Consider the following 25,343-nt stretch of genomic DNA (forward strand, 5'->3'; position numbering starts at 1 on the left):
AAGAAACCGGAGATGCACATGGACACGAAGCCAAAAAATAACGAAAAATCAGACATTAAGGCTGAGTTCAAGAAATTGGTGATCACTCTCGCGCTGACTGTGGTTGTGGGAACAAGCTGTGCCGCAGGCCTATATTTCGCAGCGATATCTGCGTTCGAATCCTTCATCGAAAAGGTCCAACACCGCATACCGCAATGAAGTTTTCCGAAATGACTTTCAGGTTTTTCGGACAATCTCCTGTTTTCCGAGATCGTATTCGTATTCGTGCAGAGTTCCCGATCTGATGAGATCGACTGCCTGGCTGATATGCTGTGGAAGCACACGAAACCACTCTCGCGGCCGGATTTTCTTACCAAATCGGTCAGTAACGAACAAATCCCGTGCGCAGCTCGTTGGAGGTGCGGGCTTCGCCAAAGGCCGGGAAATCGGTGGCGGATTTGATGACCGCCCGTTCGGCCGCCTCGTCAATCCGATTGGCCAAGTTGGGCTTGCGCCGGGTGCGCTCAAACAGGGCTTCGACGCCCCCGTCCTCGACCGCTGATTTATAGCGATAGAACGTGTCACGGCTGCAGCGCATCACCTGGCAGGCTTTGCTGACATTGCCCAGTTCCTCGGCCAGGTTCAGCAGACCGGTTTTGTGTTTGATGATCTTATCGGTAGAGTTCAGCATTGTGGTTGCCTCGTTTTGCGGTTGGGTTTGCACCACCATCAAAACGGCCAGCCATCCTCTCCTTCAAGAGATGCGCCGCCCCCAGTTCAGCGTGCTGAGAAGGGGGCGGTGTCAGATCACATCGAGACTAATTCAGATGAGGATCTTTTGAATGCTCGAGAGCAGTCGAGACAACCTGCAGATCCTTGCCGCCTGTGATCGTGTATTTCCCATATCCTTTGGCCAAGGCAGGATTTGCAGCAAACGCATTTTGCTTTCTTGTCTGAGCGTTTCTACCTACGAAGGACTGGTGGATGAAATCGGGCGCAACGCCGTAGTTCCGGCAATCCGGATCGCCGCAGCAGTTGAGGTTGATTGTTTTCCCGATATCGGGATGGATTTGAGGAAGAGACAGTTTGGGCACGGACTTTGCCACGACACAGCCTTTCGTTCTGTTTCGTTTCGACAAGTCGCCCTCCGCCAAGCAGTGCTGATATTGGCCAAAGTCTCCAAAACCGAAGGCTCAACCGCATTTTTTTGAAAAGTGTGGCCCCGGGACTTTTCTCCAGGGCAACGAGAAGGTCGCTACCAGACAAGCTTGTTAAAAATCAAACGCCTGCCGAGCAAAAAACTCGGCAGGCGTTGCTATTGTGCCCCAAAGTCCGGAATGCGCCATAAATCCTGCGGGCGTTTTTCTTTCCAGGCGGTCTTGAGATCAGCGGCGGCGGCTTTCGCGGGCATTCTCTGCGCCATTCACACGCACGGTGCGGATACCGGCCAAGTCCTGATTCGTGACTGTGCGGGCGGCATGGATGGTGCGGCTGAATTCGCTGCCGGTTGCCGTGCCGGACTCCGGATAGACAACCCGGAAGTCTAAGCTCAGAACGCCGTCTTCGCTGCCTTCGGCCGGCCGCAGCACAACGTCATAGGCGCCCTGACGGCTGGCAATTGCGGTGGCATAGATGATGGCGCCGGATGCGGTGCGTTCGATCCGCATTTCGGTGACCCGGCCGGCCAGGACAGTGGTGTCCTTGGGCTCGGGACGGGCAAAGATGCCACGGGCATTGCTGTCTTGCGGCAGCAGCGGGTTGCCGTTTTCCGGCACCGGCGCTTCGGCAGGCGCGGAGCTGCCAAACCAGTTGGACGGGTTGATCCGCGACTGTTTCCAGCCGCCGCAGCCTGCCAGCATCAGCGCGCAGGTCAATGTAAGAGCCAATGGTTTGTGCATCTGTCCCCGCCCATTCAAAATGTCTTTGCAACGGATTACCCGATTGGCCGCGGCTTGGAAAGCGGTTGAAATGAGGCGGGCAGGGGCTTAGGTGCTGATCTGCCCCTGCAAGCGGATTTTGAGGATAACGGACGATGGCCACTGCCGCCTTTGAAGAGATCGTGGAAGACTTTGAGTTCATGGAGGACTGGGAAGACCGGTACCGCCATGTCATCGATCTTGGCAAGGCGATGAAGCCGCTGGACGATGCGTTGAAGGTGCCGGCAACCAAGGTCGACGGCTGCGCCAGCCAGGTCTGGCTGCACGCGGTGATCGAAGACGGCGAATTCCGCTTTGACGGCGACAGCGACGCGATGATTGTGCGCGGTCTGATCGCCGTGCTGCGCTGCCTTTACAGCGGTGTGCCTGTGAAAGAGGTGGCGGCTGTGGATGCCAAGGCGGAGCTGGGGCGGCTTGGACTGAACGATCATCTGTCTTCGCAACGCTCAAACGGGCTGCGGTCGATGATCGAGCGGATCCGCGAAACCGCGATGGCGCAGGCCTGAGGCAGCAGGGCGAGAGGCCGGCCCCTCGCACTCCCCGGAGTATTTGGGAAAAGATGAAGGGCTAGCCTGCCCAATCTGAAATGGCGGTTTCAAGATCGCCATAGCCGGTGTGGCGGTGTTCGAAATCCAGCCCCATACGATCTGCGCATTCGCGCGCCTTTTCCACCAGCTTGGGGTCGCTGATCTGTGACTGATAGACCAGCTTGGTGTAATTGCCGAACACCATGTCGCGCAGCTCGGGGTTCTTGTCTATTCCCATTGGACGCCAGACAAAGGCGTCGAATTGCTTAACCAGAAAATCGGTCAGATAAAATGCAGTGATTTCGCCAGCATCCGCATGGGCTGCAAAGGTCTCGTTGCCCTCAAAAAAGGAATAGCAATGCGGGCCGGCCACCATCTCGACACCAAGCTCCTGGCATTTGCGCTCCAGCGCACCGCCGGTGCCGCAATCGGCATAGACCACAAAGATCTTGTCATAAACAGATGAATGTTTGGCTACTGCACCGTCCACAGCATCCACAATCTGCTCGGGATAGAGATGCAGCTTGGCAGGCAGGCAAGTGAGGTCGATGTGATTCAGCCCGTTTTTCTCCTTGATATCAAGGATTTCGCGCGCAAGCGCGCCGCAGGCGATCAGCAGGATGCGGCCGGACTTCTTTTCAGGGGCAGCCAGGCCCTGTTCGGTGAGGGAGCTTTCCTCAAGCGTCCGCCCGGTCGGAGGGCGGAAGGCAGCCCGCTCGGTCAAGCGGGCTGCGCGTCCTTTGCGTGCCAAATCAGGCGCTCATCGAGTTGTGCTTGCGCGCCACCATATCCTTGGCCATTTCCACGGCCACGGCTGCGTCACGGCAATAGCCGTCGGCGCCGATAGCTTTGCCGAACTCTTCGTTCAACGGCGCGCCGCCAACCAGCACGATGTAGTCATCGCGCAGGCCTTGCTCGACCATGGTGTCGATCACCACCTTCATGTAGGGCATGGTGGTGGTCAGCAGAGCCGACATTCCCAGGATGTCCGGCTTGTGCTCTCCCAGGGCTTCCAGATAGTTTTCAACCGGGTTGTTGATACCCAGATCGACAACTTCAAAGCCTGCGCCTTCCATCATCATGGAGACCAGGTTCTTGCCGATGTCGTGGATATCGCCCTTTACTGTGCCGATAACCATCGAACCGATCTGCGGGGCGCCGGTTGCGGCCAGCAGCGGTTTCAGGATGGCCATGCCGCCCTTCATCGCGTTTGCCGCCAGCAGAACCTCGGGCACGAACAGGATGCCGTCGCGGAAGTCGGCGCCAACGATGGTCATACCGCCCACAAGGGCCTTGGTCAGAACGTCATAAGGTGCCCAGTCGCGCGACAGCAGAATGCCGACGCCTTCTTCGATTTCCTCTTTGAGACCGTCATAGAGGTCGTCAAACATCTGCTGAACAAGTTCCTCGTCATCGAGTTCCGAGAGGATGATGTCTTCTTCGTCCGACATGCGCCTAATCCTTGCTGACGGGGGAGTCCCCGGTGTTGGCTTATTTCAGAAGCTTTTGTGACAGAATACAGCCGGTGAACTGCATTATTTGCGACATTGCCGCTGTTCTAACCGACGTATAGAGACAATTTCGGCGCAAGAATAATGAAGAATTCACATGGAAATCTTCAAAATTGCCCATTTGTTCTTTATTTGTTCCCGCGTGGCGGCTGCGGTGCGCCCTTGCCGCAGGAACTCCCCCGATATGCCATGCGCCGCAAAGGGCGCGCCAGTCTCAGCAATGCGGCAGGGCGGTTCGGTTTGGAGCACCGTCAGGAGGATGACGGCTGGTTTCAGGAGCCGGAAGCGGAAGTGATTCCCACCGAAGTCCGGCAAGAGACGGCGCGGTCGCTGATCAGTTGCAACCGGTCGCCGGATCTGCCGTTTGACCGGTCCATAAACCCTTACAGGGGGTGCGAGCATGAAATATGAGGTGCGTGATCGATTGGATGAACGGTGATTTTAAGGGGGCTTCGGTTAAGTTGGTCTCGCGAGAATTTTGGGGGAGAGATGGGCATTGTTGCAGAACTCACACGTGAGGTGTGACTTCCCCTTTCCCCACTGACTTCATGCCACGCGGACGGTCTCGTCGGTGCCGAGCGCGTGGCAGCGGTTCATAAGAGCGATGCGAATGTGGATCTCGGCGGCCTGGCGCTCGGGGTCTCTTGCGGCGATGGGCTCGCCGAAAGCCTTGAGGCGGCGCATCTTGGCTTCGATGCGGCTTCGGGCGTGGTATCCGGTCCAGCGCTTCCAGAACGCCCGGCCGTAGTGGCGGGTGGCACGCAGTGTCTCGTCGCGGACCCGCGCAGCCGGGCAATCCTCTTTCCACGCGGGCCCGTTCTTGCGGATCGGGATGACCGGGGTGGCTTGCCGGCCGATGATGGCGGTGTGGCCGCGGCGCGTGTCATATGCCCGGTCAGCGGTCACGGTGCCGATCTGCTCGGCCTCGGGGATCTGACCGAGCAGGTCGGGCAGCACAGGCCGGCAGCACAGGGCTGTCGCCGTCGCGGCTTGGAGTGAATTCCACAGCGCGCATGCCGGAGGTCGCCGTGTCCATGGCCAGATGCACCTTGCGCCCCTCTCATTGATTGCTTTGCAATCAACTGCCGGGCAGGGATTGGCGGCGGCCCTGCACCCCGTGCTTGCGGGCCTGCCATTCGCCATCCCCAAGCAACTTGATCCCGGTGCTGTCCATTGCCCGGCAGAGCATCACAGAGTGATGCCCCGAGAGGGGACCAGCAGGTTGAGCGGGCCGTCCATGCGGCGATACGGGATCTGCACCGCCAGTGTCTTCTGCCTGCGGCAGAGGGTGGAGGAGCCGGGCACGGGCCAATCCGGACCTGCCAGCCGGAGCAGGTTCGACGCCATCCCGGCGGTCTGCCGCAAGAGCAGCTTGAACAGCGCTTTGATCGACAGGCAGAACTGGATCGCCGCGTCGGAAAAGACCGCAGGGGGGCCCGGGCGGCATTCCTGCGGCGCGCGCCAAGTCATGTCCTTGTCCACCCAGATCAGCAGCGAGCCCCGCTTGCGCAACGCAGCGTTGTGGCTGGACCAGTTCGTTGTGCGATCGCGGGAGGGGATGGTTTGCTCATGCGGACCGTGCAAGCGCATGGATTCCTGATGTGAATCCTCAGAAGTCAGAGTTCTGCAACAACGCCCATGGAAATACTCCACGGGTAACAGATCCTCGGCGCGGGCTTCCATCCAGTCGCGCGCCGCTGGCCCTTGGCACTTCGGGCAGTGCCGGTTCTTGCAGGAATTGTAGGCGATGTGGCGATGGCCGCATTTGGCGCACCCGGCCACATGCCCGCAGAGCGTTTCGGTCCGGCAGGCTTCGATTGCCGACATCACCTTGAGCTGGGTCAGGCTGACATGCCCCGCATTGGCCCGACGCCACCCGGGACCATGGACACGGAATATATCAGCAATCTCCAGCCCCGGGCGGGACACCCCAGTGCCCGGTCACTTCAGGCTTCGCTTGATTGTCTGATCCTGCAACTGCGCCAGCATCTCGTAGGGGCTGACCGTATCACGGATCGTCTTGGTGGCGACATGGGGGTATTGGGCCGTCGTGCTCAGCTTGGCATGGCCGAGCAGCACCTGGATGAACCGGACATCCGCTGCCCGGCAGGCGCATCCGCAGGATGCTGCCGAGAGGGGGTGTTGGCCTCCAGCAGATGCGTCGCAAAGCTGTGCCGCAGGGTATGCAGCGTGGCGGCCTTTTTGATGCCGGCCATGTTCTTCGCTGACGTGAAGGCGCGGTTCAGCTGCCGTGGCGACAGCGGGTTGATCTTCGGCTTGCCCGGGAACAGCCAGCCCTCCGGCCGCGCCTCGCGCCAGTAGTCGCGCAGCAAGCTCAGAAGCCCGGGTGACAGCATCACCTTCCGGTCCTTCCGCCCTTTGCCCTGTTCGACATGGATCAGCATCCGGTCGCTGTCGATATCGCCGATCTTGAGGTTGCAGACCTCGGCGGCCCGCAGCCCCGCGCCGTAGGAGATGCTGAGCGCGGCACGGTATTTGAGCCCGGGCCCCGGCGCCGCCATCAGGATGTCCGATACCTCTTCCACGCTGAAGACTACAGGCAACTTCCTGGGCTGGGTGCGGAACTGCATGTAGCGCTTCAACTCCTCGCGCCCGCAAGTCATGCCGAAGAAGAACCTGAGCGCCACGATCCGGGCGTTGAAAGCCGCCGGCGTTACCCCTGTATCCGTCATGTGCAGTTGATAGGCGCGGAGTTCCTTAGGTGTGGCGGTATCCGGCGGGTGCCCAAGGAAAATGGCAAAATCCTTGATCTCCCGGATATGCGCTTTCTACGCCTTGTCGCCCATCCCTCGGATGCGCATGTCCTCGATCATCCACTCTCGAAGCGGGGTCGATCTCTCCCCTGTCATGGAAACCTCCTGTCTTTCGATTGAGAAGGCCTCAATCGTCAGGCAGAAATGCCGATCCCCAAATGCACCACTGTCAGATCATCGCTGAACACCAGCCTCCCGCGCCAATGCCGCGGAGCGGCTTCGTCCTTGGGCTGGTTGCCGCCGTCTTTCGACGCGTTTGTAACCTGACGTGTTGCCCATGCGAGGCATTCTAAGCGCTATGCCGCTGCAATAGCACTTGCGGACGCAGACCCCCAGCATTCGTGTGCTGCTCTCACAGCAGCAGGATTTTCTCGCAGGTTCTGCGTTGAGTGCGTCCTTGAGGTAACTTCTCCGCACTGTAGCACGTAGTAGAGGACCAGTTTTTTGCGCAATGAGGAGTGACTGCTCTCCATCAAAAGGGCCGTAGGTCACCCCTCATTGCATGCCGCGTAAGCGGCATTCTGTTCAAAAAGACACAAGCTTTGGCAGGTTGAGCTTTAACTGTGGTGATCACCTTGTGAACAAAGGTGGCGAATGAGGTTGTTGCCAATAAGTAACTGAAAATACAACAAAAAACGAATGCAAGTAAAGTTCAGTGTGTATTTAACCAGTTTGCATCTACTGTTTTGCGCGGCCCAGCTATGCGTATCTTGGCCTGTCGCCGGGGCTGGACTTTGAGACCCGGCTGGTCACACGCCCCAATGCGGCCGCGGTGCTGCGCAACGAACTGTCGGCGCCGCGTTACAAGGCGGCTGTGCTGGCACTCGGCACAAACACCGACCCATACCAGCCGTGCGAGCGGGACCATGGCATCACCCGTGCTTACCTGGAGGTGCTGCTGGCAGCCGGGGCGGAAGCGGGCGCAGATGCTGCGAGCTGGATCATGCTGCGGCTGCCGCGGGAGGTGTCTGGGTTGTGGCAGGAATGGCTGGACAAGAACGAGCCTGGCCGTGCGGCCAAGGTGATGGCGCGGCTGCGGGAAATGCATGGCGGGCGTGACTATGATCCGCGCTGGGGACATCGGATGCGCGGCGAGGGGCGTTATGCTGAAATGATTGCGCAGCGGTTTAAGGCAGCCTGCCGGCGGATCGGGCTGAAGGAGCGTACAGCGGACCTGCGATGCGATCTGTTTGCCAGGTCACCGCAGCCGGGCGACCAGTTGGCGTTGTTTTGATCTGTTCTTGATCCGTTGGAGCGGCGTTTTGTGTTAGGCTTTGATCATGCATGATGGAAAGGAAGGTGTGCTATGACTGCTGTCGCAGTGAATGCACGTGTCACCGGCCGCGTGCAGGGTGTGGCGTTTCGCACCTGGGCCAGGGCCGAGGCGTTGCGCCACGGTTTGTCCGGCTGGATCCGCAATGAGCCGGACGGCTCGGTGCGGGCGTTGCTGATGGGGCCGGCGGCCGGCGTCGCCGATATGGTGCGCCGGATGGGCCACGGGCCTGGCGCCGCCGCGGTGAAGGATGTGCTGACCGAACGGACAGTTCCCGACCCTGAAGTGAGCGGCTTCACCATCGTCCGCTAGGCCGGTTAGAACAGGCGTCTGGCGTCATATGTTGAGGCTTGTTGCGCAAGTGATACGGGCGGTCGCACAGATAACATGCGTGTGCCGGCAGGACGTCCTGAGGGATTGTGAGGCGCGTTGGAACCCAAAATAGGCTGAGACATAAGGGCGGGGCGCCGCAAGGCCATTGCGGCGCCGTTATTTTGCATTCCGGTGCTTCTACTGGCCGCGCTATAGTCCGCGGCGCTCTGGCCCGAAAGGTCAGGCGCGGCGGCGGCGGCGCGAGCGGCGCTCACCGCCTGCATTTGCGTCTTCACCGGTGCCGTCGCTGTCGGAGGTGAAAGGGCCAAGAACCTCGACGATTTTCTCAAGAGCCGGGCGGTCGCCGCGCGGGCGGCTGTCCAGGGCTTCGCGCATCGCGCGCAGATGATCCGGCATAGTGCCGCAGCAACCGCCGATGATCCTGGCGCCCGAGTCGCGGGCCATCACTGCGTATTCACCCATCAGCTCGGGCGTGCCGTCGTAATGAATGTGGCCGTCGACATATTTCGGAATACCGGCATTGCCCTTGGAGATGATCGGGCGCTCGGTTCCCTGCGCGGCAAAACCAAGCACAGTGCGCAGGATATCCGACGCACCGGTGCCACAATTGGCGCCAAAGGCCAGCGGCGCGTTGTCGAAGTCCTCGACCAGCTGGGCGAGATCTGCTGAGGTCACACCCATCATGGTGCGCCCGGCGGTATCAAAGCTCATGGTGCCGCACCAGGGCATATCCGCCAGCTTGAAGGCCTCAGCCGCGGCTCGGAATTCTTCCGGTGCTGAAATGGTCTCCAGCCACAAAACGTCGGCGCCGCCTTCCTTCAAGGCATCAGCCTGCTCATGGAACATCTCGACCGCCAGGGCATGGGACATGTCACCGATTGGTTCAAAGATCTCCCCTGTCGGGCCAACGGAACCGGCCACGGCGATCTTGCGATCTTCCTTGTCTGCCACCTCGCGGCCCAGTTCGGCAGCAATGCGGTTCAACTCGCGCACGCGGTTTTGAGCGTTATGCAGTTTCAGCCGCGCGGCGGTGCCGCCGAAGCTGTTGGTCAGGAACAGGTCGCTGCCCGCATCAACCGAGCCCTTGTACAGCGCCAGAATTTTCTTCGGTTCGTCCACGTTCCACAGTTCCGGCGCATCGCCGGACTGCAGGCCCATGGCGAACAGATTGGTGCCGGTTGCACCATCCGCCAGCAGAGCGTCTTTGGTTTCCAGCAGCTGTTTGAAAGTGTTTGTCATCGGTTTGATCCCGTGTCAGCAGGCCGCCCGGACGGGCAGGGCGGCAAATCGGTCTGTGTTCCCTGTCTCATGCCGGGCGGGCAAGGGCAATTTCATTTTCTTCATCTTCATTATGAGCGGGCGCCGCGGGGACAGCCTGGAGAACGGCGGGCGGGCGGTGCACCAGGCGCAGAAGCTCCCCGATGCAAAGCACCATCTGCAGCCAGCTGGGCGCTGCCATATAGCGCGGCTCCCACCTTGGCGCAAAGCAGGCCTTGAACCGGCGCAAGCCCCGGTCCACGCCTTTAGCCAAACGGTGATCAGGCACGGCCGCCAGCGACAAGCGCGGGATATTTTCAGCAGCGGCAGCGGCAATGCCGGCCCGCACCAGCGCATGGCCGGTCCCGTCCGGGACATCAGGGCGCATCCGGATCAGATCCAGGCACCATTCACAGGCGGATGTGTGAAAGCTGGCAAAGCCGATCAGCTTCCCGTCCAGGAATGCCAGGGTCAATTCCTGGGCGGCAAGATAGCCGGGATCGTACCTGCCCATCGTGGTTCCATAGGCGCCGCCATGTGCGGATTGCCAGGCTGCGTCGACGTCCCGCATCTGATCAAAGGGCATCCGGGCCGCGGCGCGGCAAACGTCAATGCCTGCCTTCTCTGCATGACGCAGTTTGCGGCGCAACTGGCGGCGGGAAGAACCGCTCTCGGAGAATTCAAGCGGGTTCAATACCGCGTCTTCGGCGATCCGCAGAACGCGCCAGCCGGCCTTGCGGGCGTGCAGCGCAGTGCGTCTGCCGCATTTGTAATAGCAGGCGGCGGCATTGCGGCCTTGGGCATGGTGGGCCAGCGAAGCAAAGGTCTCGGCTGCAAGGCCCGACAGGGGGTCAAACAGTGCAATCGATGCCTGCGGGCTGTCCAGCAGAGCAATCTGGTTGAGGCCAAAGGCCTGCACATGGCCGCCGTTCTGCCGGATAATCCCGGTTTCAGAGCATGCCCGGCTGCCGGGCAGGGCGGCTGGCGGCAGGCTGCGGCTGCCCATAAGGTCTGTTTCGCCGGCGGCTGAAACCCTTGCCGGCAGCAGTCCGGGAAAGACCATCAGCAAGACGGCCAGAACCGCCGGCACAGCATAGTAGACCAGACGGAAGGCCAGCAGCCCGGCGATCAGGCTGTGGTCCGGGACCGCAGGCAGCAGTGCGCAAAGAGCCAGTTCAAACGGGCCGGCCCCGCCGGGGGCTGACGACACAACTGCAAATCCCAGCGCGATCGCATTGGCCGTAAGGAGCTGCGCCCAGGACGCATCAATTCCATCCGGCAGCAGCAGCCACAACGCGGTGCCGGCCGCAGCGACGTCGACAACCGCCCAGAACCCCAAGGCGGCCATTGCGGTTAACGAGGGCCAGCGCAGCCTCAGCCGGAAAAGCGGTGTTTGCGGATGCAGGAAGCTGAACGCCGAAACGCTGGCGGCGGCAGCCAGGATCACGCCGCCAGCCCAGCCCAGGCCCGGCGACGGCGGCGCAAGGATCAGCGCGGCACCGCAGATTACCGAAAGTGTTGCCAAAAATGTGGCGGCCACCAATGCTGTGAGCTGGCCCGCCTGCAGCGGGGACAGGCCGGGCAGCAGGCGCCAGCGGGCATAGCTGCCGGTGATCAGGCCAAACCCGGCGGTCTGCGAAAAAGCGATGGCGGCCATGCCTGCGCGCCGCGCTGCAGGACCATCCAAACCGGTGCCAAGATGGCGGTGAGCCACGGAATCATAACGCCCCAGCGCCCAAAAGCTGAGGCCGGTGGCCAATACGGCAGCACCCCACTTCCAGGCGGGCAGATTGATCAGGATGGCGCCAAGTTCCCGCATCGGCGGCAATTCGGTCTGTGTTTGCAGCAGCCAAAAGCAAACCCCCATGACCAGAAAGGGAACGGTCAGCCGGATCAGCCGCACAACCGGCCTGGGGGCGGTGGAATTTGAAAACAGCATGGCAATCCTGGGACGGCAGCGCAAAAGGCCCTTTGCTGCCAATCTACTGCAAGCTGTTTGCGGATCAGTTAACCGCCAGAATTGAGCTGTTCTCCGCCTCGGCCTCTTGTGGCTGTAATTAGACAGAGCGGGCCGGTTTGTGCTGCAGCCGCAAGGCAACGCCGCCAGCGGGCACCGTGCGGTGAAGCGGGCGGAAAACGCCGGGCGGGGCTCTGGCCTGGCAGTCCGGCTGGGTGATCAGCCGGCTTCGCTCAGAATTTCTTCCTGCGCCTGCGGCATCAGTTCCTGCAGTTTGCTGCGGATCTTTGTTTCGCTTGCTTGAGAGCCGAGGTCGCCTGACAGCTTGCGCACGACATCCTCATGGCCGGCTTCCTCAAGATCGGCAGCAACGACGGACTGGGCGTAATCGTCAGCGGATGAACCGCTTTTTCCCAACAGCTCTGCCGCCCAAAGGCCGACCAGTTTGTTGCGCCGCGCGCGGGCCTTGAACTGCATTTCCTCATCATGCGCGAATTTGGCCTCAAACGCCTGTTCGCGTTCGTCAAATGTAGTCATGGCTGATCCTCATTAACCGTTTGCACCTGATCTAATGATAGGAGCATGATCGTCGCCGAGGGCAAGAAAAAACTGTTCTTGAAAAAGCCTTTGTGCCTGGCGCGCGGCGGGCGGGCTGCTGCTGCCGCCCGCTGCCGGAAACCACGGCTGCAGCTGCGGGCAGGCGATCCTATGCAGCAAGCTTGCGGCTGAGGCCCCCTTGCACTATGAGAGCGGCACATCGCAGGGCCGGATTCCCGGCATTGACCCGAAAGGTTCCCAATGGCGCGTCGCAAGAAAATCTACGAAGGCAAGGCCAAGACACTGTATGAAGGCCCCGAGCCGGGCACCATCGTGCAGTATTTCAAAGACGACGCCACCGCCTTCAATGCTGAAAAGCACGACGTGATCGAGGGCAAGGGTGTTCTGAACAACATCCTGAGCGAGTTTTTCATGCTGGGTCTGGGTCAGATCGGTGTGCCGACCCATTTCCTGAAGCGTTTGAACATGCGCGAGCAGCTGGTGCGCAGCTGCGAGATCATTCCGTTGGAAGTGATCGTGCGCAATTATGCGGCCGGCAGCATCTCCAAGCGCCTCGGGATTGACGAGGGCACCCAGCTGCCGCGTCCGATCGTGGAATACTGCTACAAGGACGACGCCCTGGGGGATCCGCTGGTCACTGAGGAGCATATCGCGGCCTTTGGCTGGGCCAGCCAGCAGGACATGGACGATATCCTGAGCCTGGCACTGCGGGTGAATGACTTTCTATCGGGTGTGTTCCTGGCTGTTGGTATCCGCCTGGTCGACTTCAAGATCGAGATCGGCCGCGTCTATGAGGGCGACTTCCAGCGTCTGGTGATTGCTGACGAGATCAGCCCCGACAGCTGCCGCCTGTGGGACGTGAAGACCGGCCAGAAGCTGGACAAGGATGTGTTCCGCCGCGACCTGGGCAGCCTGACCGATGCCTATAGCGAAGTGGCGCGCCGTCTGGGCGTGATGCCGAACAACCCGCCGGCGCCGGGCAAGCCGACGCTGGTGAACTGAGACAGGGACCCGCTGCGCCTGACCGCGACGCGGGTCTTTGAGTATTTTTGCAAAGAAGAAGCCTGGATGGGGCTTCGCCATCGAAAACCTGAGGGATGATGCGATGAAGGCACGGGTGCATGTGATGCTGAAGAACGGGGTTCTGGATCCGCAGGGCGAAGCGGTACGCCACGCGCTGGGGGCCTTGGGCTTTGACAAGGTCGAGGGTGTGCGTCAGGGCAAGGTGATCGACCTGGATCTGGCAGACGGTGCAACCGAAGCAGACGTGACCGCAATGTGCGAAAAGCTGCTGGCTAACACCGTGATTGAATCCTACAGCATCGAGCTGCAGTGATGAAGGCGGCGGTAGTAGTCTTCCCGGGTTCGAACTGCGACCGCGATCTGGCGGTTGCGTTTGAGCAGGCCGGTTTCGACGTGTCGATGGTCTGGCACAAGGACAGCGCGCTGCCTGAAGGCGTCGATATCGTCGGCGTGCCCGGTGGTTTCTCCTATGGCGACTACCTGCGCTGCGGCGCCATCGCGGCGCAATCGCCGATCTGCAAGGCTGTGGTCGCGCACGCCGATCGCGGCGGCTATGCCATTGGTGTCTGCAACGGCTTTCAGATCCTGACCGAAACCGGCGTGCTGCCGGGCGCATTGCTGCGCAACGCGGGTCTGAAATACATCTGCCGCACCGTGGACCTGAAGGTGGCGACGTCTGAGAGCGTCTTTACCCAAGGCTACAACGCGGGCGATGTAATCGGGGTGCCGATTGCCCACCACGATGGCAATTACTTTGCGGATGCAGAGACCGTCAAGGCGCTGCAGGATCAGGACCGGGTGGCCTTCACCTATACAAACAACCCCAACGGTTCGGTTGCTGATATCGCCGGTATCCTTTCGGATAACCGCCGCGTTCTCGGCATGATGCCGCACCCGGAACGGGCCGCGGATGAGGGGCACGGCGGCACCGATGGCACGGCAGTGTTCCGCGCATTGGCGGGCATGGTCACTGCGGCGTGACTTGAGGATGCGGGGCGGCCGCAATAGGTATAGTTTATGACCGCCCCGCGCTCCGATGTGACCAAACCCAAGCGGAAGACCGGCTCGCGCACGATTTCGTGGCGCGCGCGGCTGTCGCTTGTGCTGTTCATGCTGGTGGCGGCTGTCACCGTATGGACCACAAACCGGGCGCTGACCCACCGTTTTACCGAAAGCACACGCAACCGGGCTGAACTGCGGCTGGCGCTGTATTCGGGCAACCTGCTGAGCGAGCTGCGGCAGCATGCGATTGTGCCGCAGTTGCTGGCGCGCGACCAAACCCTGATCTCGGCGCTGCAATCCAGTGACTTTTCCCTGTCCACTCAGCGGCTTATCTCCTTTGTGGACGAAATCGGCGCGGCGTCGATCATGCTGCTGGCGCAGGATGGGCGCACGGTGGCCGCAACCGACCGCAACCGGCTGGGCGAGACCCATCGCAATGCCGCCTATTTTGTCGATGCGATCCGGGCCAAATCCACGGTCTTTTCGGTGATCCCGCGGGAAGTGGGCGGCTATCGCTTCACCTATTCGCGGCGGATGATCGACGCGACCGGTGTCCTGGGTGCGATTGTCGTCGAGGTGGACCTGCAGAAATTCGAGCGCGCCTGGGCCGGGATTTCCGACGCGGTGCTGGTCACCGACAGCACTGGCAATATCATCCTGGCCACAGAGGCGCGCTGGCGCGGGCTTATGGAGACCGACGCGCTGACCCTGCAAACGCCCGAAGGCGCCATTCAGCGGGCAATCCGCGCCACCACTGACTGGACTGCGTTGCCGCCGGATGCCTACCTGCAGGGCGAGGCGGTGATGCGCCTGGAAACCCGGGTGCCGTTCCAGGGCTGGCGGATGGCGTCCTTCACCACCTATTCCTCGGTGCGCGAGCGGGTTAACGCAGTGCTGGCGCTGGAAATTATGGGATTCGCCATTCTGCTGGCACTGGCTTTTTATGCGCTCAGCCGGAAAACGGCGCTGCGCATGGCGCTGTTCCAGCGCGAGTCGGCAGAGCTTCGCGTATTGAACGCGCGCTTGCAGCGGGAAATTGCCGAGCGGGAACGGATGCAAAAGACCCTTGCCGTTGCTGAACAGAGCCTGGCGCAAAGCTCGAAACTGGCCGCCTTGGGCGAGATGTCTGCGGCTGTCAGCCACGAGTTGAATCAGCCGCTGGCGGCGATGAAAACCTATCTGGCCGGCGCCCGGCTGCTGCTCAACCGCAACCGCCCGGATGAAGCACTCGCGTCCTTTGGCCGGATTGATGATCTGATCGAACGGATGGGGGCGATCACCCGGCAGCTGAAATCCTATGCGCGCAAGGGCGGCGATGCGTTCAGCCCAGTAAACGTGGGCGATGCACTGGCTTCCAGCCTGTCGATGATGGAGCCGCAGCTGCGTCAGAGGCATGTGAAAATTACCCGCATCCTGCCGGAAGAACCTGTTATGGTGATGGGCGACCGGATGCGGCTGGAACAGGTCATGGTCAACCTCTTGCGCAATGCGCTGGACGCCACCAAATCGGTGGCCGACCCGGAGGTGGAAATTCTGCTGGCCGCAGGTGAGACGGCAACCCTGTCGGTGCGGGACAACGGGGTGGGGATCAACGACTTCGACGACTTGTTCGAACCGTTCTACACCACCAAGCAGCCCGGCGAGGGAGTTGGTTTGGGTCTTGCCATCTCCTCGGGGATCGTCAACGACCTTGGGGGACGGCTGACCGCCCGCAACGGCCAAAACGGCGGCGCGGTCTTTGAGATGCAATTGCCGGTCCTGGTGGACGGCATCGAGGCTGCGGAATGAAGCAGCCCCTGAAGATTAGGAGTGAACGCGCATGGCCCAGGCTATGAAGATCGCGATCGTAGACGACGAACAGGATATGCGGCAGTCGATCAGCCAGTGGCTGGCGCTGTCTGGTTACGACACCGAAACCTTCTCCAGCGCTGAAGAGGCGCTGAAGGTGCTGGGGCCGGACTACCCCGGCATCGTGATCTCCGACATTAAGATGCCGGGCATGGACGGCATGCAATTCCTGAAAAAACTGATGGGCAGCGACAGTGCGCTGCCGGTGATCATGATCACCGGCCACGGCGATGTGCCGATGGCGGTTGAGGCAATGCGTGTGGGGGCCTTCGACTTCCTGGAAAAACCCTTTAACCCGGACCGCATGTCGGAACTGGCCAAACGCGCCACTGGTGCGCGCCGCCTGACGCTGGACAACCGGGCGCTGCGGCGCGAGCTGTCGGATGGCGGCCAGATTATGAAAAAGCTGATCGGCCAAAGCCCGGTGATGGAGCGCCTGCGCGAGGATATCCTGGACCTCGGCCAGGCCGACGGCCATGTGCTGATTGACGGCGAGACCGGCACCGGCAAGACACTGGTGGCGCATGCGCTGCATGCGGTTGGCAGCCGTGCTGGCAAGAAATTCGTGCTGATCTCTTGTGCTGCCTTGGAAGAGGAGGCGCTCGCCAAGCGTCTGTTCGGTCCGATGCTGCCCGAAGACAGCATGCTGCCTGCCATCGAAGAAGCGCGCGGCGGCACCCTGGTGCTGGAGGATATCGATGCGCTGTCGGAAACCCTGCAAGCCCGGCTGCTGAGCGTCATCAACGAACAGGGCACGCCTGCGGAAACCCGGATCATCGCGATTTCCAACCTGCAAGAGGCCGGCAAGACTTGCGAAGATGCGCTGCGCCCGGATCTGTTCTACCGCCTGGCGGCGTTGCGCATCACTGTGCCGCCGCTGCGCCAGCGCGGCGAGGACATCCTGACCCTGTTCACCCGCCTGTCGGAACAGTTCTCCGAAGAATACGGCTGCGACGCGCCGCAGGTCAGCGCCCAGGAGGCGGCACAGCTGCTGCAGGCACCCTGGCCGGGCAACGTGCGCCAGCTGATCAACATCGCCGAACGCGCGGTCCTGCAATCGCGCCGGGGGTCCGGCACCATTGCCTCGCTCCTGATGTCCGATCACGAGGAAATGCAGCCGGTGATGACCACCGAGGGCAAGCCGCTGAAGGAATATGTGGAAGCCTTTGAGCGGATGCTGATCGACAACACCATGCGCCGCCACAAAGGGTCCATCGCCAGCGTGATGGACGAGCTGTGCCTGCCGCGCCGGACGCTGAACGAGAAAATGGCCAAATACGGCCTGCAGCGGTCCGACTATCTGGCCTGAACCTTCAGCAGCCGTTTCCCGGCGCGGGAAACGGCCCGGAAATCACGTGTTTTCCGAGCCGGAATTCGTGCCGAATTCCGGCTTTTCTCCTGAAAAGTTGCCTTAAATTAACAGCCTGTCTGCTATCGGCAGGCCGTTTGCATTTTCAGGCCCCGTGGTGACGAATGTCCATTGTCATTACCTATCCACAGGCCTTATGCTGACCAAACGGGCCGGAAACCGCTGTATGGTTCCCCCGTTCTTATGAGTTTCGCTGACTGTGGTTTTTGTCCGGCATGATCCGAGAAAGCTGCAGTCAGACCGATTGGCCCTCTGAACTTTGGAGGGCAGTTTAGCGCCCAAGCCGGGATTTCAGCCGGTACAGGGATAATGTGGCAGGGACGGGCAGCACCCGCCTGCCGGAGAAGAACCGCGATGACGCGCGCGAGAGCGAAAAGCACTGAGGCAGGAAGGCCGGGCATCGATCCCGGGACCACCTGCTGCACCGCGCCGTCCCAGATCGCCCTGACAAGACACCACCCGAAACGTGCGCGGCCGCCTGGAAACACGAGGCTTGCGGACGCACAGGGCAGGTGCACCAAGGACACATGGCAAAGAAGATGCTTATCGACGCCACCCACGCGGAAGAGACCCGTGTTGTGGTTGTGGATGGAAACAAGGTTGAGGAATTCGACTTTGAATCCGAAAACAAACGCCAGCTTGCTGGCAATATTTACCTCGCAAAAGTAACCCGGGTCGAACCGTCGCTGCAGGCGGCTTTTGTGGACTATGGCGGCAACCGTCATGGTTTCCTGGCGTTTTCCGAAATCCACCCGGATTATTACCAAATCCCCGTCGCCGACCGTGAGGCGCTGATGGAGGAAGAACGCGCTTATGCCGAGGCGATGCGCGCCCGCGACGAGGAAGAGGACGAAAAACCGGCCAAGCCCAAACGGTCGCGCCGTTCCAAATCCGCCGCCAAGGCTGCCAAGACGTCTTCTGATGATGCGGTGGAAACCAAGGAGGTTGAGGCCTCTGAGGAGAAGACCGCTGAAATCGCCGGAATGGAGACCATCGACCTGAGCGACAGTGCTGAGGCCGCGGATGATCTGGCGGACGTGCCGGAAGGGTCCTCGCCGGTGGAACATGTTGCGGAAACGCCGGTGGAAGAACCGGAAGACGATGATGCATCTGCTCCGGAAGCAGCCGAAGCTGAAGCGGCTGCGGAACCCGCTGAGACTGCTGGCGAAGAAGCGCCTGCAGACGTGGCAGTTGAGGCCGCCGCTGCTGAAGAGACACCTGCAGAAACTGCGGAAGAGCTTGCAGCCAAGGCAGAAGCTGTCTCTGAGCCAGCTGCCGAAGCTGCTGAGGACGATGCAGAACCGGCCGCTCCGGAGGCCGCGCCTGCCAGTGCCGGTGCTGAAACCGCCGACAGCGGCGACAGCGATGAAGACACGGGCGAAACCGGCCGTGCCGATGCGACGTCCAAAGATGACAGCATCGAGTCGGTTGCCGACGAGGATGACAGCGAGGACATCCGTCCACCGCGCAAGCCCCGTCCGCGCCGTTACAAAATCCAGGAAGTGATCAAAGTCCGCCAGGTCCTGCTGGTGCAGGTCGTCAAGGAAGAGCGTGGCAACAAGGGCGCGGCCTTGACCACCTACCTGTCGTTGGCCGGCCGCTATTGCGTGCTGATGCCCAACACCGCCCGCGGCGGCGGCATCTCCCGCAAGATCACCAACGCTGTTGACCGCAAGAAGCTGAAGGATATCGCAACCGAACTGGATGTGCCGACCGGCGCGGGCCTGATCGTGCGCACCGCCGGTGCAAAACGCACCAAATCCGAGATCAAGCGCGACTATGAATACCTGCAGCGGATGTGGGAGCAGATCCGCGAGCTGACGCTGAAATCCATCGCGCCGGCCAAGATCTATGAAGAAGGCGACCTGATCAAACGCTCGATCCGCGATCTTTACAGCCGCGAGATTGATGAGGTTCTGGTAGAAGGCGAGCGCGGCTACCGCATCGCCAAGGACTTCATGAAAATGATCATGCCGTCCCATGCCAAAAACGTGAAGAACTACCAGGAAGGGCTGCCGCTGTTTGCCCGTTTCCAGGTGGAAAGCTACTTGGCCGGTATGTTCAATCCGACCGTGCAGCTGAAATCCGGCGGCTACATCGTGATCGGCGTGACCGAAGCGCTGGTGGCGATCGACGTGAACTCCGGCCGGGCCACCAAACAGGGCTCGATCGAGGAAACCGCGCTCAACACCAACCTGGAGGCGGCTGAAGAAGTCGCCCGCCAGCTGCGTCTGCGCGACCTCGCCGGCCTGATTGTGATCGACTTCATCGACATGGACGAGCGCAAGAACAACGCCGCCGTCGAAAAACGCATGAAGGACAAACTGAAGACCGACCGCGCCCGCATCCAGGTGGGCCGGATCTCGGGCTTTGGCCTGATGGAAATGTCGCGTCAGCGTCTGCGCCCTGGCATGATCGAGGCAACGACCGCGCCGTGCCCGCACTGCCACGGCACCGGCCTGATCCGCTCGGACGACTCGATGGCGCTGTCGATCCTGCGCCAGATCGAGGAAGAGGGCACCCGCCGCCGCTCCCGCGAAGTGCTGGTGCGCTGCCCGGTCTCTATCGCCAATTTCCTGATGAACCAGAAGCGCGAGCATATCGCCCAGATTGAGGCGCGTTACGGCCTGTCCGTGCGCATCGAAGGCGATCCTCATCTGGTCAGCCCGGATTTTGTGCTGGAGAAGTTCAAAACCGCATCCCGCGTGGTGCCTGCTGCGACTGCTCCGGTGGTGTCCGTTGACACGTCGATCATGGATCAGGTGGACGCTGAGGAAGCCAGTCAAGACGAGGAAGAAGCGCCTGCAGCCGCAGAGGCTGAAACCCCTGCTGAGGAGTCTGCGCAGGACGACAAACCCAAGCGTAAGCGCCGCCGCCGCCGCCGCCGGAAGCCCGGCAATGGCGAACAGGGCCAAGATGGTGAAAACGGCGATGAGACCTCTGACGAGCTGCAGCAGCAGGATGACGCAGCTGAACCTGCGGAGGCCGCCGCCGAAGGCGCTGTCGCAGAAGAGGTGAAGGAAAAGAAACCTTCCCGCAGCCGCACCCGTACCCGGTCGCGCAAGCCCAAGGCCAAACCGGCTGAGGCAGAGACCGCAGAGACCGCGCAAGAGGCTCCTGCCTCCGTCGAGACCGCTGAAGCAGTGGCACAAGACGCCCCGGCCGCGGCTGAAGCTGAAGATCCTCCTGCAACGGAGACCGTTGCGCGGGCACCGGCTGATGACGCAGCAGAAAGTGCTCCAGCCGCTGTTGTCGATGATGCTGAGCCTGCCACCGGGAGTGCTGTGGAAGCCGAAGTTGCGGTTCCAGCAGAGGCTACTGCTGTGGAAGTTGAAGCCGCTCCGGCAGAACCGGTCGCGGTTGAAGCCGAAGCAGCACCGGTGGAAGTGCCTGCAGATACAGCACCGGACGCAGCTGCTGAGGCGGTAGAAGAACAGCCTGCTGCAGAAGAGGCTGCACAGCCGGAGCAGGCACCCTCGGAAGAGGAGAAGCAGCCGGAACCTGCAATGGCCGTTGCAGCGGCTGAACCGGAACCGGCAGCACCGCCCAAACCGAAACGCCGCGGCTGGTGGTCGGTGGGCAGCTGATCGCGAAATGAGATTTAGCGGGAGAGGCAGGCCAAAGGGCCTGCCTTTCTCTTTTTAGGGCGCTCCTCGCAATGGCAATGCCGCCGGCTGGGTCGCAGGAAAGCGTTTCCCGGCGCGGGAAAGGGCTCTGAAAAGATGTGTTTTCCAAGCCAGAATTCATGTCGAATTCCGGAGCCGCCCAGACCGGGCGCAATGGCCTCTGTGGGTGGCTCCTGCCTTGCAAGCGTTTTCTCGTGGCTTTTGCGACAATTTTCGTCAGTACTGCCGTCTGTCCGGCCTGTTTTTGCGGTGGTGTTCCGCTGGCCTTGATGAATTCCGTAAGCGAGGTTCCAATCGGCTTATCGACCTCAGAGAGCCGCTGCCATTCCCGGAGTGTCCTTGCTCTTGGTTGGCTTACTTCCGCATCATCACTTCAACGTCTTGCATCTCGTTGGCAGCTGGCGGTTAGAACGTGGGCTGCCGGTATTCCTGTTTCTTTGTCAGCATCGCCCGGATGGACCGGGCGGCTTTGTTGGCCATCCCCCTAAGATCGGGGGGGATTACCGAAGGCTCATTTTTTCAAGGGTAAGGCCATGCAATGTGATACCGGCAAACACTGCGTTTTCTACCACGGCTATCAGATCGTGTGGTCCACCAAATACTGCTACAAGGTGCTGAGCGGGGCGTTGCGCCTGCGGGTGCGCGACATTTGCCGCCAGGTCTGTACTGAGAACCGTGTCAGCCTCTTGCGCGGGGTGCTGTCGAGCGACCACGTGCATATGTTCGTCTCCGTGCCGCCCAAGCTCGCCATTTCGGATCTGGTGTGCAAGATGAAGGGCCGTTCGTCTTGCCGGGCGCAGCGGGAATTTCCGGCGATCCGCAGACGCTACCGGGGCTGCCGGTTCCGGGGGCGGGCGTATTTTTCAACCACCAACGGGGCGGTCACTGAAGACATCGTACTTCAGTACCTGGAAAACCATATCGCCGATCCTACCGGCGCGAGCCGGTAGCCGTTCAGTGCCGCTCCAAGTGCTCGTTTAGGCCACTTTCCGTTCGAATGCGACCGGGCTTTTCCAGCTCAGTGCTGAGTGCCGTCGGCGAGGATAGTAGAAGCCATAGATGTACTCGAAGATGGCCATCCGTTGCTCTGCGTGTTGGCCAAGGTCTGCGCCAGATGAGCTCCGCCTTGATGGTTTTGAAGAAGGCTTCGACGGCGGAGTTATCGTAGCAGTTTCCCTTGCCGCTCATCCGCTGCCCCGGCAGTGCATGTTTACATGCATGAGAGGGGCTCAGGCCGCTGGCACGATGCAGAGCGATCTCTTCCCTTTCGGCAAAAGACAAATAGCGCCGTGACAACGAAGGTGCAGAAGCCGAATACTGAGACGGTGGCATTTCTCCGGCCTCCTGGAACCACCTGCCACCAACCGCGGGCGAAGCCCCAACTCCTGTCGCGGCATCTTCACTGGATAGTCCTTGCGCAATCAAGCGCCAAAACTTCGCCTGATCCTCTCGCCGAGCTGCTTTGGGGCGGCCGGGTGGACTCAGCTTCTTCCGTCCGCAACGGTCCGAACCACGCTTCTGTTCTATCATCACAACTTCCTCCATGGCCCTGTTGCGACGACCGTTTGAATCCGCCCTGGCTGCCGCGACCGGAGAGGTGGATGCACCCTTTGGGTGGTTGCCGCGGGGCGATAGCCATCTTCGATGCCCGGATCGCCAGATCGTGTTTCATTCGATTGCTCACCGCCCAGCCGATCACCCGTCTTGAATGCAGATCCAGGATCACAGAGAGATACAACCAACCTTCACGGGTCCAAACATAGCAGATGTCACCGGCCCATTTCTGGTTTGGATGATCTGCTGCGAGGTCCCGATCTAACAGGTTTGGCGCAATGTTGAATTTGCGGTCACTGCCGGTCGCCACGTTCGTCCATTGTTCTCGGACCAATGGCGGAAATGACCTCACTGTTTGCGGGTTCTGACAACGGATATGCCGTTCTGGCGCATCCATTGCCCGGCAGGCGATCTGGCAAAGGCAAATCTGCCCAGAGGGGGCTGCCCACGCGGCGGTGTCCGGCATCCAGGCCGATCCCTTTCAGCTCTTCGGCCAGCCGGCCTGCCGTAGCTGCCCAGGCTGAGACGGGACTGTTCTTTGATGTGAGTCAAAGTGACAAGGTCGGACCGCTGCCTGCGGCTGGCTGGACGGCTGCGGAACGCCCGCAAGCCTCGGGGACTGACATCCATGACATCACACAGCCGGTGGGCGGGAAAGCTGTCGCGGTGTTCCGCCCCTTTCGTGCCTGTAAACAGGCACTGCCGGGCAGCGGATGAACCTGAACCTCATGGTTCTTGGCCCGCGAAGAACTGCATTGCCTTCATCGGGGAAACGCCCCGCTGGGGCTCTTCCGAATACTCTCCAGTTCAGGATATCCCTCTTCGCCTTCAGAATGCGGCTCTCTCGTCGAAGCCGTTCATTCTCACGGGCGAGATCCAGGTCCTTGCCGGACACAACATCAGTGTCGCGGTGCGCGGTGATCCATTTGTTCAGCGTCGATAGGCCGACGCCCAAATCAGACGCTACCTGCTTGCGTGTCAGCCCGCTGGTCAGCGCGATCCGCACCGCATCAGCGCGGAATTCGTCCGTCCGTTTCAATCCCATCGTTCGTCTCCTTTGCTGCAATTAATGCTATCAAAGGAGCGGCATCAAACCGCGACAGGTCCAATATGCCCGAACTCGCGTAAGAGGCTGCGGATCATGTTGGCCAACTGGGTGCGTTGCCGGGCCGCCAGATCACGTGTTCGGTGGATCGGGAGGATGGCTTGCTGCCCCTCCGTCTTGATCTCGAAAAAGCGCATGGCCGGGCGTCGAACTGCTTCGCAGATTGCCTCAGCATCAACGGCATCGTTCTTGCCACGCTTCACGTATGGTTTGACGTATCCAGCGGGCATGAGCTTCACGTCGTGCCCGAGTTTGCGCAGCTGGCGGCCCCAGTGACGAGACGGCCCGCAGGCTTCCATCCCGACGGTGCAGGGCGGAAGCGTCTCAAAGAAGCTAAGCAGTTTTACGCGTTTGATGGCTTTATTGAAGATCATGCGGCCATTCCCGGAAATGCCGTGAACTTGAAAAACATCCTTGGCCAGATCCAGGCCTGCGGTTTTAACTGTCATTGGGTGGCTCCTTTCCTTGCAGTCGGTAACAACTGCACTTTGGCACATTCGATGCCGGTGGAGCAGGAGCCACGCACCTCATCCGCTTTGGTCTTAGCTGCCTTTGCGGATCAGAAAAATCCGGTGGCCTGCGCCGTCGCTGTGGCCGAGGAATTCATGGCCCGCCTCATTGCAGAAATGCGGCACGTCAATCACCGCTGCCGGATCATCCGCCAGCAGTTGCAGCACATGGCCGGGCTGCAGCGATTTCAACCGCTTGCGGGCCTTCAGGACGGGCAGGGGGCACAGCAGCCCGATGGCGTCCAATGTCTCTTTGATTTCAGTCATGGTGTTCAGATATGCGGGATGTTTCATGCTGTCCACAAGGATGTGACCAGCCCGCCCCGTGACGTTGGTCCATTGCTGGCATAAGTGTTGGGACATGTTTGGAATCGAGATCATCGATGCAGGGCTGCTCCCTGCCATGCTGGTGGCGCTGCTAGGCGGTGTGATCAGTTTTCTGTCGCCCTGCGTTCTGCCGATCGTGCCACCGTACCTGGCCTATATGAGCGGCGTGACCATCGGCGAGATGCAAGGCACCGGCGCAGCCCGGCGCAAGGCGGTCATCGCTGCGCTGTTCTTTGTGATGGGACTGTCCACGGTATTTCTGCTGCTGGGCTTCACAGCTTCGGTATTTGGCGCATTTGTGCTGAGAAATCAGGAACTTTTTGCCCAAGTTTCAGGTGTGGTCGTGATCATATTCGGCCTGCATTTCCTGTCTGTGTTCCGCATTCCGCTGCTGGACCGCGAGGCGCGAATGGAGGCGGGCGAGTCCGGTGGTTCCGCATTGGGGGCTTATGTTCTGGGGCTGGCTTTTGCCTTTGGCTGGACGCCCTGTATCGGGCCGCAGCTGGGCGCGATCCTGTCTTTGGCAGCCTCGGAAGCTTCGGTCAGCCGTGGCACAATCCTGCTCGGCGTTTATGCCGCAGGTCTGGGCATTCCCTTCCTGCTGGCGGCGATGTTCCTCACCCGTTCCATGGTGCTGATGAACAAGATGAAGCGCCACATGGGACTGATTGAAAAGGTGATGGGTGGGCTGTTGCTGGGTGTCGGCATCATGCTGGTCACCGGGTTGTTCACCACCTTCTCCTGGTGGCTGCTGGAAACATTCCCGGCACTGGCAACGCTGGGCTGAGCCTGAGATTTTCAGAGGGGCCTTCAGGCCCCTTTTTCTTTGCCATTCCTGGCCTTACTCTTGCCGGAATGCACTGCTAGTCTGGCC

Annotated in this window: 18 protein-coding genes and 9 pseudogenes; 13 read left to right on the top strand and 14 right to left on the bottom strand. The window is 60.8% G+C overall.

Annotated features, from left to right (window positions below; genetic code table 11):
* Nucleotides 1–382: 382 nt before the first annotated feature.
* Nucleotides 383–670, bottom strand: a pseudogene (locus AQUI_RS0117805) (helix-turn-helix domain-containing protein); the annotation flags it as partial.
* Between the two features lie 151 nt (nt 671–821).
* On the opposite strand from AQUI_RS0117805, the gene AQUI_RS0117810 reads away from it, so the two are divergent.
* Nucleotides 822–1,190: a hypothetical protein gene (locus AQUI_RS0117810; protein WP_027258712.1), complete on the top strand. Its 369-nt coding sequence runs from the start codon at nt 822–824 to the stop codon at nt 1,188–1,190.
* A gap of 174 nt (nt 1,191–1,364) precedes the next feature.
* Here the strand turns inward: AQUI_RS0117810 and AQUI_RS0117815 are convergent, their stop codons facing one another.
* Complete coding sequence (locus AQUI_RS0117815; protein WP_027258713.1) at nt 1,365–1,877, bottom strand: hypothetical protein; 513 nt, start codon at nt 1,875–1,877, stop codon at nt 1,365–1,367.
* 134 nt (nt 1,878–2,011) lie between these two features.
* Here AQUI_RS0117815 and AQUI_RS0117820 point away from each other — a divergent pair, with 134 nt between their 5' ends.
* Nucleotides 2,012–2,422, top strand: a complete 411-nt coding sequence (locus AQUI_RS0117820; protein ID WP_027258714.1) for a SufE family protein — start codon at nt 2,012–2,014, stop codon at nt 2,420–2,422.
* A 61-nt stretch (nt 2,423–2,483) separates the two neighbouring features.
* Here AQUI_RS0117820 and AQUI_RS0117825 read toward each other — a convergent pair whose 3' ends face one another.
* Nucleotides 2,484–3,194 carry a DUF1638 domain-containing protein gene (locus AQUI_RS0117825; protein ID WP_027258715.1) on the bottom strand — a complete coding sequence of 237 codons (711 nt, stop codon included), beginning with the start codon at nt 3,192–3,194 and terminating at the stop codon, nt 2,484–2,486.
* 1 nt (nt 3,195) lies between these two features.
* On the bottom strand, nt 3,196–3,894 hold the full coding sequence (locus AQUI_RS0117830; RefSeq protein WP_024090357.1) for a corrinoid protein: 699 nt from the start codon (nt 3,892–3,894) through the stop codon (nt 3,196–3,198).
* Between the two features lie 249 nt (nt 3,895–4,143).
* Here AQUI_RS0117830 and AQUI_RS32020 point away from each other — a divergent pair.
* Nucleotides 4,144–4,356, top strand: a pseudogene (locus AQUI_RS32020) (PA0069 family radical SAM protein); the annotation flags it as partial.
* A gap of 144 nt (nt 4,357–4,500) precedes the next feature.
* Here AQUI_RS32020 and AQUI_RS30165 read toward each other — a convergent pair.
* The 3 pseudogenes from AQUI_RS30165 to AQUI_RS28350 all read right to left on the bottom strand — a co-directional run bounded on the left by AQUI_RS30165 (nt 4,501) and on the right by AQUI_RS28350 (nt 6,824).
* Nucleotides 4,501–5,525 (bottom strand): annotated as a pseudogene (locus AQUI_RS30165) (IS5 family transposase).
* A 67-nt stretch (nt 5,526–5,592) separates the two neighbouring features.
* Nucleotides 5,593–5,883 (bottom strand): annotated as a pseudogene (locus tag AQUI_RS30170) (transposase zinc-binding domain-containing protein); the annotation flags it as partial.
* A 12-nt stretch (nt 5,884–5,895) separates the two neighbouring features.
* A pseudogene (locus AQUI_RS28350) lies at nt 5,896–6,824 on the bottom strand (tyrosine-type recombinase/integrase).
* Nucleotides 6,825–7,401: 577 nt separating this feature from the next.
* On the opposite strand from AQUI_RS28350, the pseudogene AQUI_RS28355 reads away from it, so the two are divergent.
* Together AQUI_RS28355 and AQUI_RS28360 are read left to right on the top strand one after the other, a co-directional pair.
* Nucleotides 7,402–7,962: pseudogene (locus tag AQUI_RS28355) on the top strand (radical SAM family protein); the annotation flags it as partial.
* 72 nt (nt 7,963–8,034) lie between these two features.
* Complete coding sequence (locus AQUI_RS28360; RefSeq protein ID WP_035920071.1) at nt 8,035–8,313, top strand: acylphosphatase; 279 nt, start codon at nt 8,035–8,037, stop codon at nt 8,311–8,313.
* Nucleotides 8,314–8,553: 240 nt separating this feature from the next.
* On the opposite strand, the gene bmt is transcribed toward AQUI_RS28360, so the two are convergent.
* The 3 genes from bmt to AQUI_RS0117875 all read right to left on the bottom strand — a co-directional run bounded on the left by bmt (nt 8,554) and on the right by AQUI_RS0117875 (nt 12,085).
* Nucleotides 8,554–9,573 (bottom strand): betaine--homocysteine S-methyltransferase, encoded by a 1,020-nt coding sequence (bmt, locus tag AQUI_RS0117865; protein WP_027258718.1) that lies wholly within the window; start codon nt 9,571–9,573, stop codon nt 8,554–8,556.
* Nucleotides 9,574–9,640: 67 nt separating this feature from the next.
* Nucleotides 9,641–11,530 carry a phosphatidylglycerol lysyltransferase domain-containing protein gene (locus AQUI_RS0117870; protein ID WP_027258719.1) on the bottom strand — a complete coding sequence of 630 codons (1,890 nt, stop codon included), beginning with the start codon at nt 11,528–11,530 and terminating at the stop codon, nt 9,641–9,643.
* 237 nt (nt 11,531–11,767) lie between these two features.
* Complete coding sequence (locus AQUI_RS0117875; RefSeq protein ID WP_027258720.1) at nt 11,768–12,085, bottom strand: DUF1476 domain-containing protein; 318 nt, start codon at nt 12,083–12,085, stop codon at nt 11,768–11,770.
* Nucleotides 12,086–12,346: 261 nt separating this feature from the next.
* Here AQUI_RS0117875 and purC point away from each other — a divergent pair, with 261 nt between their 5' ends.
* The 7 genes from purC (at nt 12,347) to tnpA (ending at nt 21,924) form a co-directional block, all read left to right on the top strand.
* The gene (gene purC / locus AQUI_RS0117885; RefSeq protein ID WP_027258721.1) at nt 12,347–13,108 is read left to right on the top strand and encodes a phosphoribosylaminoimidazolesuccinocarboxamide synthase; all 762 of its coding nucleotides are present in this window, start codon (nt 12,347–12,349) and stop codon (nt 13,106–13,108) included.
* Between the two features lie 103 nt (nt 13,109–13,211).
* A complete protein-coding gene (gene purS, locus AQUI_RS0117890; RefSeq protein ID WP_027258722.1) occupies nt 13,212–13,442 on the top strand; it encodes a phosphoribosylformylglycinamidine synthase subunit PurS in 231 nt (76 codons plus the stop codon).
* Complete coding sequence (purQ, locus tag AQUI_RS0117895; RefSeq protein ID WP_027258723.1) at nt 13,442–14,110, top strand: phosphoribosylformylglycinamidine synthase subunit PurQ; 669 nt, start codon at nt 13,442–13,444, stop codon at nt 14,108–14,110. Before purS ends, purQ begins: the two co-directional genes overlap by 1 nt.
* 36 nt (nt 14,111–14,146) lie before the next feature.
* Entirely contained in the window at nt 14,147–15,919 is a 1,773-nt protein-coding gene (locus AQUI_RS0117900) for an ATP-binding protein (protein WP_027258724.1), read from the top strand.
* A 31-nt stretch (nt 15,920–15,950) separates the two neighbouring features.
* Nucleotides 15,951–17,288 carry a sigma-54-dependent transcriptional regulator gene (locus AQUI_RS0117905; RefSeq protein WP_027258725.1) on the top strand — a complete coding sequence of 446 codons (1,338 nt, stop codon included), beginning with the start codon at nt 15,951–15,953 and terminating at the stop codon, nt 17,286–17,288.
* A gap of 587 nt (nt 17,289–17,875) precedes the next feature.
* Nucleotides 17,876–20,935, top strand: coding sequence for an Rne/Rng family ribonuclease (locus AQUI_RS0117910; protein WP_027258726.1), 3,060 nt, complete (start codon nt 17,876–17,878; stop codon nt 20,933–20,935).
* 572 nt (nt 20,936–21,507) lie between these two features.
* A complete protein-coding gene (gene tnpA / locus AQUI_RS0117915) occupies nt 21,508–21,924 on the top strand; it encodes an IS200/IS605 family transposase (protein WP_027258727.1) in 417 nt (138 codons plus the stop codon).
* A 27-nt stretch (nt 21,925–21,951) separates the two neighbouring features.
* Here tnpA and AQUI_RS31565 read toward each other — a convergent pair.
* The 4 genes and pseudogenes from AQUI_RS31565 to AQUI_RS0117930 all read right to left on the bottom strand — a co-directional run.
* Nucleotides 21,952–22,162 (bottom strand): annotated as a pseudogene (locus AQUI_RS31565) (IS3 family transposase); the annotation flags it as partial.
* Nucleotides 22,163–22,463: 301 nt separating this feature from the next.
* Nucleotides 22,464–23,573: pseudogene (locus AQUI_RS30175) on the bottom strand (IS3 family transposase); the annotation flags it as partial.
* 68 nt (nt 23,574–23,641) lie between these two features.
* Nucleotides 23,642–24,082 (bottom strand): annotated as a pseudogene (locus AQUI_RS28370) (IS110 family RNA-guided transposase); the annotation flags it as partial.
* 93 nt (nt 24,083–24,175) lie between these two features.
* On the bottom strand, nt 24,176–24,409 hold the full coding sequence (locus AQUI_RS0117930; RefSeq protein ID WP_027258728.1) for a sulfurtransferase TusA family protein: 234 nt from the start codon (nt 24,407–24,409) through the stop codon (nt 24,176–24,178).
* A 94-nt stretch (nt 24,410–24,503) separates the two neighbouring features.
* Here AQUI_RS0117930 and AQUI_RS0117935 point away from each other — a divergent pair, with 94 nt between their 5' ends.
* The gene (locus tag AQUI_RS0117935; RefSeq protein WP_027258729.1) at nt 24,504–25,256 is read left to right on the top strand and encodes a cytochrome c biogenesis CcdA family protein; all 753 of its coding nucleotides are present in this window, start codon (nt 24,504–24,506) and stop codon (nt 25,254–25,256) included.
* Nucleotides 25,257–25,343: the final 87 nt, after the last annotated feature.

The organism is Leisingera aquimarina DSM 24565, assembly GCF_000473165.1.
Classification (GTDB): domain Bacteria; phylum Pseudomonadota; class Alphaproteobacteria; order Rhodobacterales; family Rhodobacteraceae; genus Leisingera; species Leisingera aquimarina.